General features: G+C 66.9%; 13 protein-coding genes. 3 read left to right on the top strand and 10 right to left on the bottom strand.

The window, feature by feature from the left end; genetic code table 11:
* Positions 1–65 precede the first annotated feature (65 nt).
* Both thiH and QHF84_RS22000 read right to left on the bottom strand, forming a co-directional pair.
* Positions 66–1,160 carry a 2-iminoacetate synthase ThiH gene (thiH, locus tag QHF84_RS22005; protein ID WP_281315325.1) on the bottom strand — a complete coding sequence of 365 codons (1,095 nt, stop codon included), beginning with the start codon at positions 1,158–1,160 and terminating at the stop codon, positions 66–68.
* 152 nt (positions 1,161–1,312) lie between these two features.
* Entirely contained in the window at positions 1,313–1,564 is a 252-nt protein-coding gene (locus QHF84_RS22000) for a hypothetical protein (RefSeq protein ID WP_281315324.1), read from the bottom strand.
* A 220-nt stretch (positions 1,565–1,784) separates the two neighbouring features.
* On the opposite strand from QHF84_RS22000, the gene QHF84_RS21995 reads away from it, so the two are divergent.
* The gene (locus QHF84_RS21995) at positions 1,785–3,758 is read left to right on the top strand and encodes a hypothetical protein (RefSeq protein ID WP_281315323.1); all 1,974 of its coding nucleotides are present in this window, start codon (positions 1,785–1,787) and stop codon (positions 3,756–3,758) included.
* A 90-nt stretch (positions 3,759–3,848) separates the two neighbouring features.
* Here the strand turns inward: QHF84_RS21995 and QHF84_RS21990 are convergent, their stop codons facing one another.
* The 3 genes from QHF84_RS21990 to QHF84_RS21980 form a co-directional block, all read right to left on the bottom strand.
* Positions 3,849–4,937, bottom strand: a complete 1,089-nt coding sequence (locus QHF84_RS21990; protein WP_281315322.1) for a hypothetical protein — start codon at positions 4,935–4,937, stop codon at positions 3,849–3,851.
* A 100-nt stretch (positions 4,938–5,037) separates the two neighbouring features.
* On the bottom strand, positions 5,038–6,054 hold the full coding sequence (locus QHF84_RS21985) for a vWA domain-containing protein (RefSeq protein WP_281315321.1): 1,017 nt from the start codon (positions 6,052–6,054) through the stop codon (positions 5,038–5,040).
* A gap of 124 nt (positions 6,055–6,178) precedes the next feature.
* Entirely contained in the window at positions 6,179–8,458 is a 2,280-nt protein-coding gene (locus tag QHF84_RS21980) for a choice-of-anchor J domain-containing protein (RefSeq protein ID WP_281315320.1), read from the bottom strand.
* Positions 8,459–9,041: 583 nt separating this feature from the next.
* Here QHF84_RS21980 and QHF84_RS21975 point away from each other — a divergent pair.
* Positions 9,042–9,323 carry a hypothetical protein gene (locus tag QHF84_RS21975; protein WP_281315319.1) on the top strand — a complete coding sequence of 94 codons (282 nt, stop codon included), beginning with the start codon at positions 9,042–9,044 and terminating at the stop codon, positions 9,321–9,323.
* Between the two features lie 140 nt (positions 9,324–9,463).
* On the top strand, positions 9,464–9,916 hold the full coding sequence (locus QHF84_RS21970) for a hypothetical protein (protein WP_281315318.1): 453 nt from the start codon (positions 9,464–9,466) through the stop codon (positions 9,914–9,916).
* A gap of 37 nt (positions 9,917–9,953) precedes the next feature.
* On the opposite strand, the gene QHF84_RS21965 is transcribed toward QHF84_RS21970, so the two are convergent.
* The 5 genes from QHF84_RS21965 to QHF84_RS21945 all read right to left on the bottom strand — a co-directional run bounded on the left by QHF84_RS21965 (position 9,954) and on the right by QHF84_RS21945 (position 13,935).
* Positions 9,954–10,139, bottom strand: coding sequence for a hypothetical protein (locus QHF84_RS21965; RefSeq protein WP_281315317.1), 186 nt, complete (start codon positions 10,137–10,139; stop codon positions 9,954–9,956).
* 108 nt (positions 10,140–10,247) lie between these two features.
* Positions 10,248–11,069 (bottom strand): hypothetical protein, encoded by an 822-nt coding sequence (locus QHF84_RS21960; RefSeq protein ID WP_281315316.1) that lies wholly within the window; start codon positions 11,067–11,069, stop codon positions 10,248–10,250.
* A gap of 173 nt (positions 11,070–11,242) precedes the next feature.
* Entirely contained in the window at positions 11,243–12,238 is a 996-nt protein-coding gene (locus tag QHF84_RS21955) for a hypothetical protein (protein ID WP_281315315.1), read from the bottom strand.
* 82 nt (positions 12,239–12,320) lie between these two features.
* On the bottom strand, positions 12,321–13,409 hold the full coding sequence (locus tag QHF84_RS21950) for an isoaspartyl peptidase/L-asparaginase (RefSeq protein ID WP_281315314.1): 1,089 nt from the start codon (positions 13,407–13,409) through the stop codon (positions 12,321–12,323).
* A gap of 97 nt (positions 13,410–13,506) precedes the next feature.
* Positions 13,507–13,935 carry a MarR family transcriptional regulator gene (locus tag QHF84_RS21945; protein ID WP_281315313.1) on the bottom strand — a complete coding sequence of 143 codons (429 nt, stop codon included), beginning with the start codon at positions 13,933–13,935 and terminating at the stop codon, positions 13,507–13,509.
* Positions 13,936–14,029: the final 94 nt, after the last annotated feature.

The raw sequence follows: 14,029 nt of genomic DNA, 5'->3' as shown, positions 1-14,029 counted from the left end.
GGAGAGCGTAACGGAGGAGGCCGGGGGACGGCAACAGTTGGGAGAGCCCGCGAGCGCTTCGTGACTCAAAAAGAGGCGTGAAGGCCATGCGTTTTCAAGCTCTCGGCCACCTCCGCCGTCGTGCTGTGATCACCGAGCGAGAACTGCTCGGTCGTATCGGCGCCCGAATAGCCCCCCGGCGCCACGCTCACGCCCGCGCTCATGGTCGTGATGCAAAGCGACGCGAGGTGCATGCGCATGGCGTGCGGCTCGCGGGTCGACAGGATCAGGCCCGCGCGCGGGAGGAAGAGGCGCGTCGCCAGGAACATCTGGACGTAGACGGGATCGGGCAAGAGGGGAACGTCCTCGAAGCCCGCCGCCGGGCGCAGGCGTGGGAGCGAGATCGAGAGCTTCGCGCCCGGATGGGATTGCAGCAAGGAATGGGCGTGCATCCCGGCGAAAAACGTATCGGTCCTGGGATTCGAGAGGCCGAGCAGCGCCCCGGTGCTCAGCTCGAGAATGCCCGCGCGCGCGGCCCGGTCGAGGCAATCGAGCCGATGGTCGTATTTGCGCTTCATCCCGCGAAGGTGGACCTCCCGGTAGCGCCGACGATCGTAGGTCTCCTGATAACAGACGATGCCGGTGGCCCCCGCGGCGCGCAGGCCTTCGTAGTCGCTCTCGCCCAGCGGATACACTTCGAGCTTGAGCGAAGGGAACATCCCCGCGAGCGCCCGGCATGCGTCCGCCAGGTAGGCGACCGGCGTCGCCACGTAATCCTCGCCGGTGAGGAGCAGGAGCCGCCGGAATCCACGCGCATGCAGGATGTGACCCTCCGCCACCGCCTCGTCGATCGCCAACGTCTTCCGCTTGATATCGTTCTTGTATGCAAAACCGCAGTACGTGCACGTCGTCTTGCACGTATTCGAGAGGTAGAGGGGCGCGAACATCTCGATGTCTTGGCCGAACGTTTCGCGCGTGAGCGCGCGCGCGCGGGCTTCGAGGTCGGGCAAGCGCGGGAGCGCCGCCGCCGAGAGCAAGGCCAGAAAATCCTCCGGGCGTCGGTCCCCGGACCCCGCGTCGAGCGCGCGCTCGACGTCCGCATCCGTGAAGCCGTCCGCGCTCGAAAGGCGGCGCGATACTTCATCGAAATCGTATCGCTCGAGGATCGTATTGAAGCTCATGGCCATCCTCCATCGGTCGAAGCCAACTCGTAAGCGAACCGCGTACAAAGGTAGCAGGAGCTACAGCGGACGGAACGGCGGTGGCGTCGGAGCGGGGGAGGAGGCTGGGAGGAGGCTGGGGAGCGCGAAGAGGAGGGGGACGACCCTGACGGTCAGGCCTGCGCCGCTTCGACCGCTTCGGCGAGCGCGTCCTCGTGGACGACGCTCATCATCTGCCGGGCGATGTCGTTGACGACGCGCTGCACGCGCTCAGCGAGCGCCTTCGGTGCCGCTGCGAGCGCTGCGTTGAGCTCGCTCAGGCCTGCGTCGAGCAGGAGCGCTGCTTCCTCCTGCGACGTCGCCTCCTTCAAGAGCTTCGCGGCTTTGCTGGCTCGGGCGAGGTGAAGGGAGGCCTTGGTGCTCATTCAGGCTGCCCAACTTGGGTCTGGATCCGGCCGTGTCAAGGCCCGGCCTGCCCGTGGGCCGTCGTTGGCTCGATGGGCAACTCGTCCGCGCGTGTGGCCTGCGTGGGGTTCGACAGGTCCGGGGCCTGCGGTCACGCCGGGCTCTCCCTCCTCCCTGCCGGCGCCGCCCATTCCCGAGCCGCCGGAGCCCGCTCCGCCGCCATTGCCGCCGCTCCCGCTGTTGGACACGATGCTTGGCGCCGCGTGTTCGTTCGTGTACGCCCCTCCTGCCGTGGCCTCGTCGTTGCTCCTCTGTGTGCTCGTCTCGTTCGCCGCATTCGCGGCGCTCGGCGCTGCGCTCCGCGCGGAACCCGAGGGCCGCGCCGAGCTCGGCCTGCTCGCCTCCACGGTGTTTTTCGGGTTGATCATCGTCCCCGTCTTCGCGCTCGGGTACACGAACCGATTGACGCCCGGCGCGCTCGCGTTGCTCTCCTTCGTCGTGTCCGCTGCGACCTTCGCGGCCTCTCTCCGGGGTCGCGCGCCTCGCGCGTTCGTACGCGAAATCGCGCGCGCCGGCGTCTCGCTCGCGCGGCTGCCCTGGGACGCGCTCGGGCTCGCGTGGCGCGCGCAAAGCTCCGTGGTCCTCGGCCTGCTCGCCTCCACCTTCGCCATCGTCGCATCCGCGTGGATCACCTACCTCGCGCCCTCGGAGTCGTGGGATAGCTTCTTTTATCACGAGCCGATGATCGGCTTCGCCCTCCAGAACCACGGCTTCCAGATGGTCGACCTGCCGCGCACGCTCGTCGTGCAGGCCACCAATGGATACCCCCGCGGCGCCGAGGCGTTCGCGCTCTTCTTCGTTGCTTTTACCGGAAAAACCTTCGTCGAGATCGGCAACACCCTGGCTGCGCCGGCCCTCTCCCTGGGCGTCTTCCTCCTCGCGCGCCGATTCGCGTCCGATCCCGTCCCTTGTATGGGCTGGGCCGCGGTCGTCCTCTTGATGCCCGCCACGACGAGCCAGCTCCGGACGTCGATGATCGACGTCGTCGTCGGCGCTTTTTTGCTCGCCGCGCTCCATTTCGCGACGCGGGCGGAGGCGCGTATGCGCGACGCCGTCATCACCGCCGGCTGCCTCGCGCTCGTGCTCGCCTCGAAGAGCGCCTCGCTTTTCTGGGCGCCGCCCATGGCCCTCGTCGCCGGCGTGAATCTCCTGCGCCGCCATGCGAAGGCGCGTCCCCGCGCGACGGCGCTGCTCCTCGCCTCGAGCCTGATCCTGCTCACGGGCGTCGCTGCGCTCACGTTCGGCCGCAACTGGCTCGCCTTCGGCAATCCGCTCTGGCCGGTCGATCACGCCATCCCGCGGCTCGGCATTCATTTCCGCGGCGTCGGGACCCTCGCTCAGCTCAGCCTGGAGCCGCCGCTCGCGACGATCGCGCGCGTCAAGTATCACCACCCCACGGGCGGCGTCGCCGACATCATCGCGCGTGATTATGGGTATGCCGTCCCCTGGGTCGTCGTCCCGCTCGCCTCGATCGCGGCGCTCGTCGCGGCGTTCACCGCCCTTCGAGCGCGCCTGTCGAAGAAGCCCGACGCCGGCGCCGAGCGCGTGCTCGTCCTCGTGGCCCTCGGCGCCGTTTTCCTCCGCCTCACCCCGAACCTCAACATTGCCCGGTTCAACATCCACATCGTCGCGCTCGCCGTCGCGACCATCGCGTGGCTCGCCGCGCGCGCCTCGAAGTCCGCGCGCCTGCACGAGGCCGCCGTCGCCGCGGCGCTCGTCCTCTCGCTCGTCCCGTGGGCCTGGTATTCGTGGTTTTTCGGCCTCGAGCCCATGCCGGAAAAGCTGTCAGCGCTCGTCCGCATGTCGCCCGCGGAGCGCGCGAGCGCCTACTCGGGCGGGTACCATCTGCCGCCGGACGTCGCGCAAAAACGCGAGCGCGAGCTCGGTCCGGGCAGCCTCGTCGTGTTCACCGACGAGTCCGCATTCATCGGCGCATTCTGGAACGACGCGATGTCGAACCACCTGAAGTACCTGCGCTTCGAGGGGCGTGACGCCTTCCTCGCGCGAATCGCGGAGCTCCACCCGACCTGGGTCGTCGTCGGCGCGAAGAGCCAGGCGAGGATGGCGATCGAGTCCCGCAACGCAGAATGGGAGCTCGTCGGGATGGGGGTTCGTCAGGACAATACGGTGGTCTATCGGCGGCGGGGCGGGTGAGCGCGGCGGAGGGGCAGGGGAGCGGGGCGCGGGACGCGGGGCCCGTTGCAGCGTACGGGCCCCACGATTCCTAGTCGCCCCGATTCGCCATCACGGGCAGGCCGCGCCGACCTGGTTCGCCGGCCCGACCTCGCCGATCTGCGCCTCGTACATATCGAACCCGAGGCCCATGGAGATACCGTCGCACGTCTTTTCCGGATCCTGCGTGCCGTCGGTCAGGATGTCCGACGCCTGGCGGACCTGGGTCACGAGGCCGTCGAACAGCGAATTGCCGCACAAGCCCATCAGGTCGCCGACCTTCTTGATCTCGGCCACGAACTCCTCGGTGTTGAGCACGCCGCCGATCATGCCGCTCGTCGCGCTCTTCCGATCGTCGGCGAGGACCATGGTCATGTGCGCCGAGTACAACGTCAGCTTGATCGACGTGCTCTTCGACGGCGTCCGCACCGGGACCGAGAGGACGACCGTCACGCCCCGGCCCGAATCGAACAACGAGCCCGTCACCGAGCTCTGCTCGAAGAGGATCGTCGACGACAGCGGATCCATGGGATCGCTGAGGAGCCCGGGCTCGATCGGCCACTTGTCCGTCCCGTCGAACTTGGGGCTCCCGCCGAGCGTCGTCCCGCCGAAGAGCTTGCTCAAGAGCACGGGGGCGTCGCCCGTCGCAGGCAGGCACTCCGCCTTCACCAGCGCGGTGAAGTTCCCGTTCTGGATGCCCTTGTTGACGTCGTTCACCCACTCCGGATAAATCGAGAGGATCGTGGGCAGGAGGTTCTTTCCGAACGAGTTGTCGATCCCCTCAGTGCCGTCGGGGTATGCATTTTGAGGCGAGCCGCCCGCGTTCGGCTTGCACACGTCGTTCGAATTCCCGGTCGACACCTTGTCGTCGAGGTTGAATCCGAAGCTCTTCCACTCGCCGCTGTTGCCCTCGCCGAAGTAGAGCTCCCTGACGGCGAACACGGTGCCCTCGTGCGTCGGGCAGACAGCGCCCCCGCCGGCGCCGCCGCTGCCGCTGCTGCTGCTCGAAGAGCTCATGGAGGAGGAGCTTCCGCCCTCTCCGCCGGTGCCGCCGGCGCCGCCGGTGTTCACGTTATTCTCGCCGCCGCCACAACCCACGGCCGCGGCGGCCATGGTGCTCACGAGCGCGAGGGCCAGAGAGACGCGATGATTTCCAAGCATATCGTCCTACACTTCTTGGGTTAAGGTTAAGGCTTTCCTCGAGAACGGCTGGCGCGGACTTCGCGCCCTCGAACAACGACGCGAGACGTGCGAGTTTCCTTCAATTGAGGATCGAGTTGCAGCCGAAGAGTACGTTGACCTTCGCGGTGTTGTCGGCTTGCACCGTGGTGCACGACGCAGGGCAGAGGATGATCTTCGTGGGCCCGACGTTCTTGTCGTAGTACCAACCAGGCTGGTCGTTGCAGTCGGCGAGATCGTCGGCGCGGGGCAAGATCTTCGGCGTGCCCACGCCCTTCGGCGTATACGTGAAGTTCACCTCGTCCGGCACGATCTCCTGGCCGTTCGGCGCCGGCGGGATCTCGAAATCGCAGCCGAGCGCCACCTGCCGGATTTCGGCCATCTTCGCGGAGAACAGGCTGATGTCCTGCGTGACGTCGTAGGCCGCCGTCGTACCGCCCCCCACTGCGATCTTGTTGAGGGTCGCGATTTGCGAGCCGGCCACGCCGATGACATACGTGCGAACACCGTTGTATTCACGCGCGCTGTAGGCGATGGCCGCGATGTCGTCGACCGTCTTCGGCTCGCACCCGAGGGGCTCGCCGTCGGTGGCCAGGACGACGGCGACCTTGTGCGTCGGGTACTTGTCCTGGTACGCGGTCGCCGCCGCGAGCGCACCCTTGAGCGCGCCGTACGTGGGGGTACCAATCCCCGTCGCGTCGGCCGGCATCGAGTTCGTCAAGGCAAACGCGTTCGTCGGCAGCACGTCGATCGGGACGTCGAGGAGCGCGTAGTGCGTGGGATTGCAGTCGTACGGCTCCTGGGTCGGGAAGTAGACCAGGCCGGCGCTGATGCCGAGCGACGCCGGATCGTTGAAAAACTTCGTCAAGGCGGCGGTGGTGTTGGTCCACTTCGAGCCCGACATGCTGCCCGACTGGTCGATGAGGAAGACGATGTCGAGCGGGATACGGCGGGCTTCCGCGCTCGTGGAGACGCAAGCGCCGCCGGAGCCGCCGGAGCCTCCGCCATCGAAGTCGATTCCACCGGTGCCTCCCGCTCCGCCTCCGCCGGTGCCTCCCGCACCGCCCTCGCCGGAGGACGAGCTGCTCGAGTTGCTCATCGCCCCCGTGGGCTCGTTTGTATTGGACGTGGCGCAGCCTGCCCACGCGACGGCGAGGCTGGCCAGGGTGAGGGATACGAAAACAAGCTGATGGGTCTTTGAAGTGCGGCTCATGGGCTGCTCCTCACTCGACAAAGATATCGTCGATGTAGACGCCGGGCCAGACCTGGGAAGGGTCACTCCGGAAAGCGAAGCGCAGGCGAACGACCTGACCCGCATAGGCCGAGAGATCGGCCTGCACGAGCTGCCAGCCGAGCGCGGCGAGGTGACCACCCCAGGCGGGCTGGCCGTCGATGGTCAGCGGGTATGCGGGCACGACGCTGTTGACGACGGTATAGGTCATCCCGCCGTCGGTGCTGATTTTCAGGTTGGCGCCATCGAACTGCGAGCCCTCGGTATCGATCCACATCCGGAACGTGAGCTTCGGGCTCGCCGAGCCGGTGAGGTCGATCTCGGGGGAGGTGGCGGTCGTATCCGCCCACGTCTGGCTCACGCTGTAAAGAGCGCCGATCTGCGTGGCGAGGCACTGCGCCCCCAGATACGCGGTCGCGGGGCCCACGTTCGTGGGGACACCGCATTGCCAATCGCCGGTCAGCGTCCAGCCGTCCGGGCAGGGGCCCTCGAAGCTCGTGTAGTACGCGTTCGGCTTGACCGTGAAGATGAACGTCTTTTCCGCGTAATTCGAGGGCAACGTCTTTTCCTCGACGTGCACGGTGACGCTCACCGGCCCCGACTCCGCCGCCGACGGCGTGCCAGAGAGCAAGCCGGTCGTCGGATCGATCGTCAGCCAGCCCGTGTTCTGACCGCCCGCCTTGATGCTCCACTCCACGTCGCTCGAGCCGCCGACCTTGGTGATCTGCGCCGAGTAAGCCATTCCCGCATACACATCCGTGAGCGGCGATGTCGTGGTGATGTAGAGCGGGATCTGCGGCGGCTCGGCGACGACGACGTCGTCGATGTATACGCCCGGGTAAACCGTGGCGGCGTCGCTGCGGAAGGCGAAGCGCAGGATGACCGATTTTCCGGCGTAGGCGCTCAGATTCGCCGCGTAGTTCTGCCAGCCTTCCGCCGAGTGATTCCCACCCCAGGCGGGCTGGCCGACGAGGCTCAGATTGTAGGCCGGGGTCACCGTCGTGACCTGCGTGAAGCTCTGCCCGCCGTCGATGCTGATTTTCAGGTTCCAGCCGTCGAAGGTGCCGCCCTCGGTGTGGTCCCACGCCCAGAAGGAAAGCTGCGGGCTCGTCGCGCCGGCCAGGTTGATGGGCGGCGAATCCGCGACCGCGCTGCTGAAGAGCTGGTTCACGTGGTACAGGCCGTCGATCTGCGTGCCGATGCAACCGCTGCCGATGTGGGCCGCGGGCGGACCGACGTTCTCGGGCGTGCCGCATTCCCAATCCCCGCCGAAGGTCCAGCCGTTCGAGCAAACCTCGAAGTCTTCGTGGAGGTACGCCGAGCAGCTCGTGACCGCATCGCCGGCCGCGCAAGCGCCGGCCATGCATTTGTCGTCGCTCGTGCAGGCGTTGTAGTCGTTGCAGTCGCTGCCGTCGGGCGCGAGCGTCCCGATGCACACGCCTTTCACGTCGCAGGCGCCCACCTGGCACTCGGTGATGCCCTCCGCGCAGGGCGTACCGACCGGCGCGGGCCGAGGACCGCAGAGGCCGTTCGCGGGGTTGCACTCACCGCGCTGGCAGCCGACGTCGAGCGCCGTGCAATCCACGGGTACGCCGCCCACGCATTGCCCGGACGAGCATCGCCGGTTGACGTTGCAAAGGTCTCCGGTGAGCACGCACGGGGTGTTGTCCTTGGTGAAGTCGGGTTTTCCGACGCACTTGCCCGTGGCCGGATCACACGACACCGAGTTGCACTCGTTCAGCGGCGAGAACGTGCAGTCCTTGGGCTCGCCGATGCACTCACCGATCTTGCATATGCCGTTCGTCTGGCAGAGGTCGGTCGGGGTGCACGGGGTGCCGTCGTTCACCGGCGTGACGTCGCAGGACTTCGAGTCCTCGTAGCAAATGACCGACGAACAGGGAGAAGGCACGATCCCGCAGTGGTTCGTACCTCCGCCGATGCAGGCGCCCTCGTCGCAGGTGTCGTTCGTGGTGCAGAACTTCCCGTCGTCGCACGAGGTTCCCTTTGGCGCGGGGACCACGATGCAGGTGTTCAGCGGGCCGATCACCTGCCCGGTGTTGCACACCGCGACCGTGCACTGGGGTGTCTCGATCGCCGAACAGTCCACCCCGCAGGGCCCGGGATCACCCCCTCCTGCGCCGCTACTGCTACTGCTGCTGGCGCCGGCGTCTTCGCCGACGGGGAACTCTCCCCCCACTTCGCAGCCTGCCGCGGCCCCCACCACCGAGAGCGAGAGCAAAATCCGAAGAAAGTTACTGATGCGACCGTGCATAACTCGTCATCATGTACCACACCTTGAAGCCGCGCGGGTACAGAGAGCAGCGCTGATTTTTGCTGCGCCCTTGATTTTTTTGGCTGACTTGTGCCCACTCGAGGGTTGCTCGCCGGCTTGCCTCTTGCGGCGTGGTGTGGGGGAGCCCGCGTTCGGGCGGGGGGTGTTCGTCCTCGAGCTCCAGCTCATCCAGCCCCTGCAAAAGCCCCGCCGTGCCCGTGTCCGTGCACTCCATAGGTGCACGCTTGTGGCGTGCGCGATCTCACAATGGCTGCGCCTCGGGCAAGAGCGTGGCGCCCGCGAAGCGCGCCGTTTTTCCCAGCCAGGGAGGGGGATTGCGAGGGCAGCCGAGATTGCAGCCTTCAATGCAAGGGAGGCTGTCCCGAAGGCGTTCGCGAAAGCAGTCGAAAATTTGCACCCTGGATTCTACGCTTTCGGATGACCACGTATCTTCTCGCACACGAGCGCGACAACTCGTCAATCGAAGCGGTGGTGAGATTGTTGTGGCGAGCGCTTCCTGCGCGAACGTTCCAGTCGCGACGATTACATTGCCCCTGGGCGGAATTCCCGGTACTTTGTCCGTATGTCCTCTCTGGATGGCGCCTCGGACGGAGCCCAGGAGTTCCACGGTGATCCGTTGCGACAGCGTATTGCGGATCTCGAGCGACAGATCGCCGAGCAGCAACGGACGATCGACGCATTACGCCAGGCGAGCGCGTGGAAGCTGCTCGGCGCACAGGTCGTCCTCACGGGCATCCGGCCCGAGGTGGCGCGGGCGCTCGTCGACCTGGACTTGGGGCTCGATGGGCTCGTGGTGCGCGGTACGCTCCAGAGCGGCATCGCGTTCGCGATGGGGCGCGGCTGACAAAGCGCGCGGGTAGAGTCCAATTCTTTCGAGCACTTGGAGGGACGTCGAAAAAAAGTCGCCGCCGTGTCGATCTCGCGACCCCTCGTTCGTCGTGAAGGCAGCGTCAGGGCTTGCCGCCCGGTCGAGGGAGAAGAGACATGAACATGAAGCGCATCTCGATGGCCGTGTGTCTGTTCGTCGCCGCATGTGGTGGAGAGGACAATGAACCCGCCGCGGAGCCGCTCGCATACGAGGACATGAGCTTCGCAGAGCGCGTCGTCTTCATGAACGACGTCGTCATGCCCGAGATGAAGGAGATCTTCGTCGCGTTCGACCCCAAGTTCGAGACCATGGCCTGCACGACTTGCCACGGCAATGGCGCCATCGACGGCACCTACGCGATGCCGAGCCCGCAGATCGCCCCCCTACCCCCGTCCGAGGAAGCGTTCCTCGAATACATCAAGGATCCGGAGCACATGCGGTGGGCCCAGTTCATGGGGGAGCAGGTCTGGCCTCGCATGGCCGACCTGCTCCAGGTCGAAAAGTATGACCCCACGACCGCCCCGAACGGGTTCTCGTGCAGCAATTGCCATACCCATACGGCCGAGTAGGGCCCGGGCGAGGCTCCTTGAGACGACCAAGCTCATCCTAGGGAAGTACGAATTCGAGCACGAACATGTCGTCGACTCGCAGGGGACGACCAGCGAGCTCGACGGGCGTGTATCGGCTCGCTTCGAGCGCGCGGGCGACGTCCTTTTCCATGTAGGGCAGGGTCTTCGAGGCGCGACAGCCCTCGACCGCTCCCTCCCCGGTGATCACGCAACGCACGATCATCGTGCCGTCCACAAAGGGCCGCAGGCTGGGCGGCGGCGTATTCTCGGGCGATATGCGCCTCTCTCGGCGATCTTTCGATTCATCGGCTCACGCCTCACCGGGACCGGCTCAATTGACGATTCCGATATGCGTGATCCGTGTTCCCTCCACGCTCCACAGCCCCCGCGTCGTCTTGACGACGAGCGGCATCCCATAGAGCAGGCTCACGAAGACGTGGGCCTCCGTGGGGGCGGGCGTGGCGAGGTGATCGACCACGAGCGCCGCCGCGCGTTTGTCCCCCCCGCGTTCCTCCCGCACGGTCATGCACGCTTGCGAGAGCGCGAAGCTCTCGCGCACCTGGGTTCCATCCTCCGAGACGAGCACGCGATGATGGCCGCCAATCACCCGCTCCGAGGCGTCCGTGGTCGCGGCCAGGAGGTAGACGAGCCAGCCGGATTTCCCGGCGAGCTCACCGGGAAGCACCACCGCGTTGTATCGATTCGAGCATGCGCGGAAGCTCGAGCGCGCCGCGGTTCGGCGGGCCAGGAACATGGCCTGGCTCGTCGCATCGGGCGGACGTGGAGGCTCCAGGGATTCGAATCGCGGCTCCTTTCGTACGTCTTTGCCGAGGGACACGACGTGCAGAACCCGGAGCCCCTCGGGGAGCTCGCCGAGGAATTCCACCCGGAACCCGTCGCCCTCCCGCCGCGTGACCCAACCGCGCACGCGCTCGTCTCGCGGAAGTACGCCCGCCGCGAGGAGCACGTCGGTGGCCACCGCCGAGGCATCGTCCACCGCATGGAGGCTCGCGCCGAGCTTCTCGGCCTGCTCGATCTCGGCCGCGAACTCCACGGGTTCCTGCGGCGGTGGAGGGGGCGGGTGGTGGGCACACCCGAGGACGAACAGGCTCGCCGCGAGGAATGACGAAAAGAAACGAGAGGACGTGCGCATACGGGGCTCGGGCTCGAAGCGGGTGGTGCTGCGACGCACGGAGTAGACACCACTCCTGCGCGCTCGCCAACTTCCAGCATCACGAGGTGTCAGCGCTCTGGCGGTGGGATGGGGAGGTGGCGGGCGGTTTTGGTGAGCGTGCAGGGGAGGGACGGGGATCGTGCCCCGGGGAATCAGTCGAACCCGCCGTAATCCCCGCCGAAGTCGTCACCTCCGAAGTCGTCGCCTCCGAAGTCGTCACCTCCGACGTCGTCGCCTCCGAAATCGCCGTGGTCGACGTCCTCGCCGTCGCCCGAATCTGCGGAGCCGGCCTCCGCGAGCCCCGGGTTCTGCGAGACGTCCGCGGCCGACCCGACGGGCGTTCCCGACGGGTTCACCACGTGGATCATCGGCGCATGCATCATGTGCATGAACGACGAGATCAGCATGACGTCGAGCATCATCCCCATCGGGCTCGGGTAATACCGCGCGTACGGGTCGTAAGCAGGGTTCGAAGGTTCGAGCTTCGTCTCCTGCGCCGGCTCACGAGACGGCCGCACGACGAGCGCCTCGGCGCGCTTTTGCGAGATGATCGCCTCGGGCATCGTGGCCCGCAAGGCGCCCTCGAGGCGCGCCACGAACGATTCGAACTGGAGCCGCGCGCCGTCGAGGCGCGTGCTGTCCGCGACGAGCGGCGTGACACGATTTCGGTAGTCCTCCGCGGACTCGCCGCGCCGCGGTTCGAGCTCCGTGAGCCGGCCGCCGATCGAGACGTACGCCGAAGGTTCTCCCGCGTGGTGCTCGGTGAATGCCCGCGTCTCCACGAGCAGGTGCAAGCCGGCCTCCTCGTGCTCGAGCGCCAGCCTGAGCTCCCGGAATCCACTGCCGAACAGCGACGTGTGCTCGGACATCGCGAGCATGAGATCCGGCAAATCGCCCGCCTTGCTGTCCGTGTCCTGGAAAACGACGGTGTCGTCGACCACGAGCGACACGGCGTTGTCGAATCCCAAGCTCACGAGCGCGCGCTTGATCGCATCGACGAGCGAGCTCGCCTCGAACGCCACGCGCACGCGGTCCGTGGCGAGGTCGGGCGAGCCGCCGAGCCGTTGCTTGATTTTCTCCCAGAAACTCGGCTCCCGATGGATAACCTCGCCCCGGAGCGTCACGTGGATCTGTCCGACAAGCCTCATGGAGAGCAGTCTAGGCACGAATCACGCGCCGTCACGCGGCGCCGCACATGGCGGCCGGGGGCGCTCGGCCGCGGGCCGCGTCTCACCGATCCCGGAAGATCGACACGGACGTGATCCCGTCCGCCCCCATGTATCCGCGGTACATCCCCTTCGAATTGAACGGCATGGCCACGTTTCCCTGTGCGTCCATGGCGATGAGGCCCCCCTCGCCTCCGGCCTTCACCAGAATGTCCATCACCACCCGATCCGCTGCCGCCCCGATCGTCATTCCTGCATAATCGACCCGCGCGCACACGTCGCGGGCCACCGTGTATCGAATGAAATATTCCCCGTGCCCCGTCGCCGACACCGCGCAGCCCTCGTCCGCGTAGGTCCCCGCTCCGATGATCGGCGAATCCCCGACGCGCCCGAACCGCTTGTTCGTCATCCCGCCCGTCGACGTCCCCGCCGCGAGGTGACCCGCCTGATCGAGCGCCACCGCGCCTACGGTGCCGAATTTGTGATCACGCCCCGCGGGGCTCTCCCAGAAGCCCTGCGGCTTGCCCTGCGGCGGAGGCGCCTTTTTCTCGGCCGCGAGGGCCCGCTGGAGCGCCTGCCAGCGCTCCTCCGTGTAAAAATAACGCTCCGGCACGAGCTCGAGCCCCTCTTGCTCGGCGAAACGTTCGGCGCCCTCGCCGATCATCATCACGTGAGGTGACTTCTCCATCACGGATCGCGCGAGCGTGATGGGGTTTCGCACGTGGCGCAGCCCGGCCACCGCGCCTGCCTCGCGCGTGTGGCCATTCATGAGAGCCGCGTCGAGCTCGTTCGTGCCCTCGTGCGTGAAGACCGCGCCCTTGCCGGCATTGAAGAGGGGCGAATCTTCGAGGATACGAATGGCCGCCGTGACGGCGTCGAGGCTGCTGCCCCCCTTCGCGAGGATCCCGTGCCCCGCTTCGAGCGACGCCGCGAGGACCGCGCGCGTCTCGGCCTCGCGTTCGGGCGAGAGTGAGGCGCGATCCAGGACGCCCGCGCCTCCATGAATGGCAATCCCCCAGCGAGGCGCTGGGCGGGGGGCGTTCGTCGTTTCGACGTCCGGGCGGGGGCTCGGCAAAGCAGGCGAGCAGCCGAGCGACGGGAACAGGGCACCCAGGGCAATCGCCGCGAGGGAGCGGAGGCGCACAGCAATCATGCGTGGGTGTACATCATTCCCTGCGCGCATGCAGCCACGGTTTGGCCGGCCGCAATGCTTCGAGCGCTTTGATGCGAGGCGCGCGCGGCCCGCGCCATCAGCGTCGAGGAGCCTGCTTCTCCGCCAAGAGCCCGAGGAGCCGCGCGAGTTCGGCGCGTTCGCTCGCCGAGAGCCGTGCGAGCCTTCGCCCGAAGGCATCGTCGAGGATCGCGCGGGCTGCTTCCATCGCCTTGCGCCCGGACGGGGTGAGCGTCAGGCGAAACCGCCGCAGGTCGTCCGCCTCCGTCTGGCGCTGCACGAACCCGACCGACTCCAGCCGCTTCACCATGAAGGTGATCGTCGGCTTGGGCGTGATCAGCGCGCGCGCGAGGTCGGCCGGGTAGGGATGGTCGTCGAGCTTTCCGAGAAGGAAAAACTCCTTCATCTCGAGCCCCTGCTCGCGCACCTCGGGCTCCACCTCGGCCATGACCCCCGTGGTCAGCTCGAAGTTCAGCGTCCAGAGCTCCCCGGGTGAAGGTTTTCCCATGTTCTCCTGCTTCCCGCTTGACAACGGTACGGGCGGCGTTATTAGTAGTTCAACCTTGAACTGTTCGGAAGCGGAACTGTTCTGACACGGAACT

It is taken from the genome of Polyangium sp. y55x31, assembly GCF_029946505.1.
Taxonomy (GTDB): domain Bacteria; phylum Myxococcota_A; class Polyangia; order Polyangiales; family Polyangiaceae; genus Polyangium.
The sequence above is the reverse complement of the archived record's forward strand: the minus strand, read 5'-3'. Positions and strand labels throughout refer to the sequence as shown.

Coding starts and splice junctions, on each gene's coding strand:
- QHF84_RS21990 (WP_281315322.1), bottom strand. CDS start 4,937: ATGCTTGGAAATCATCGCGTCTCTCTGGCCCTCGCGCTCGTGAGCACC.
- QHF84_RS21975 (WP_281315319.1), top strand. CDS start 9,042: ATGTCCTCTCTGGATGGCGCCTCGGACGGAGCCCAGGAGTTCCACGGT.
- QHF84_RS21985 (WP_281315321.1), bottom strand. CDS start 6,054: ATGAGCAACTCGAGCAGCTCGTCCTCCGGCGAGGGCGGTGCGGGAGGC.
- QHF84_RS21960 (WP_281315316.1), bottom strand. CDS start 11,069: ATGCGCACGTCCTCTCGTTTCTTTTCGTCATTCCTCGCGGCGAGCCTG.
- QHF84_RS21965 (WP_281315317.1), bottom strand. CDS start 10,139: ATGATCGTGCGTTGCGTGATCACCGGGGAGGGAGCGGTCGAGGGCTGT.
- QHF84_RS21955 (WP_281315315.1), bottom strand. CDS start 12,238: ATGAGGCTTGTCGGACAGATCCACGTGACGCTCCGGGGCGAGGTTATC.
- QHF84_RS21950 (WP_281315314.1), bottom strand. CDS start 13,409: ATGATTGCTGTGCGCCTCCGCTCCCTCGCGGCGATTGCCCTGGGTGCC.
- thiH (WP_281315325.1), bottom strand. CDS start 1,160: ATGAGCTTCAATACGATCCTCGAGCGATACGATTTCGATGAAGTATCG.
- QHF84_RS21945 (WP_281315313.1), bottom strand. CDS start 13,935: ATGGGAAAACCTTCACCCGGGGAGCTCTGGACGCTGAACTTCGAGCTG.
- QHF84_RS22000 (WP_281315324.1), bottom strand. CDS start 1,564: ATGAGCACCAAGGCCTCCCTTCACCTCGCCCGAGCCAGCAAAGCCGCG.
- QHF84_RS21980 (WP_281315320.1), bottom strand. CDS start 8,458: ATGCACGGTCGCATCAGTAACTTTCTTCGGATTTTGCTCTCGCTCTCG.
- QHF84_RS21970 (WP_281315318.1), top strand. CDS start 9,464: ATGAACATGAAGCGCATCTCGATGGCCGTGTGTCTGTTCGTCGCCGCA.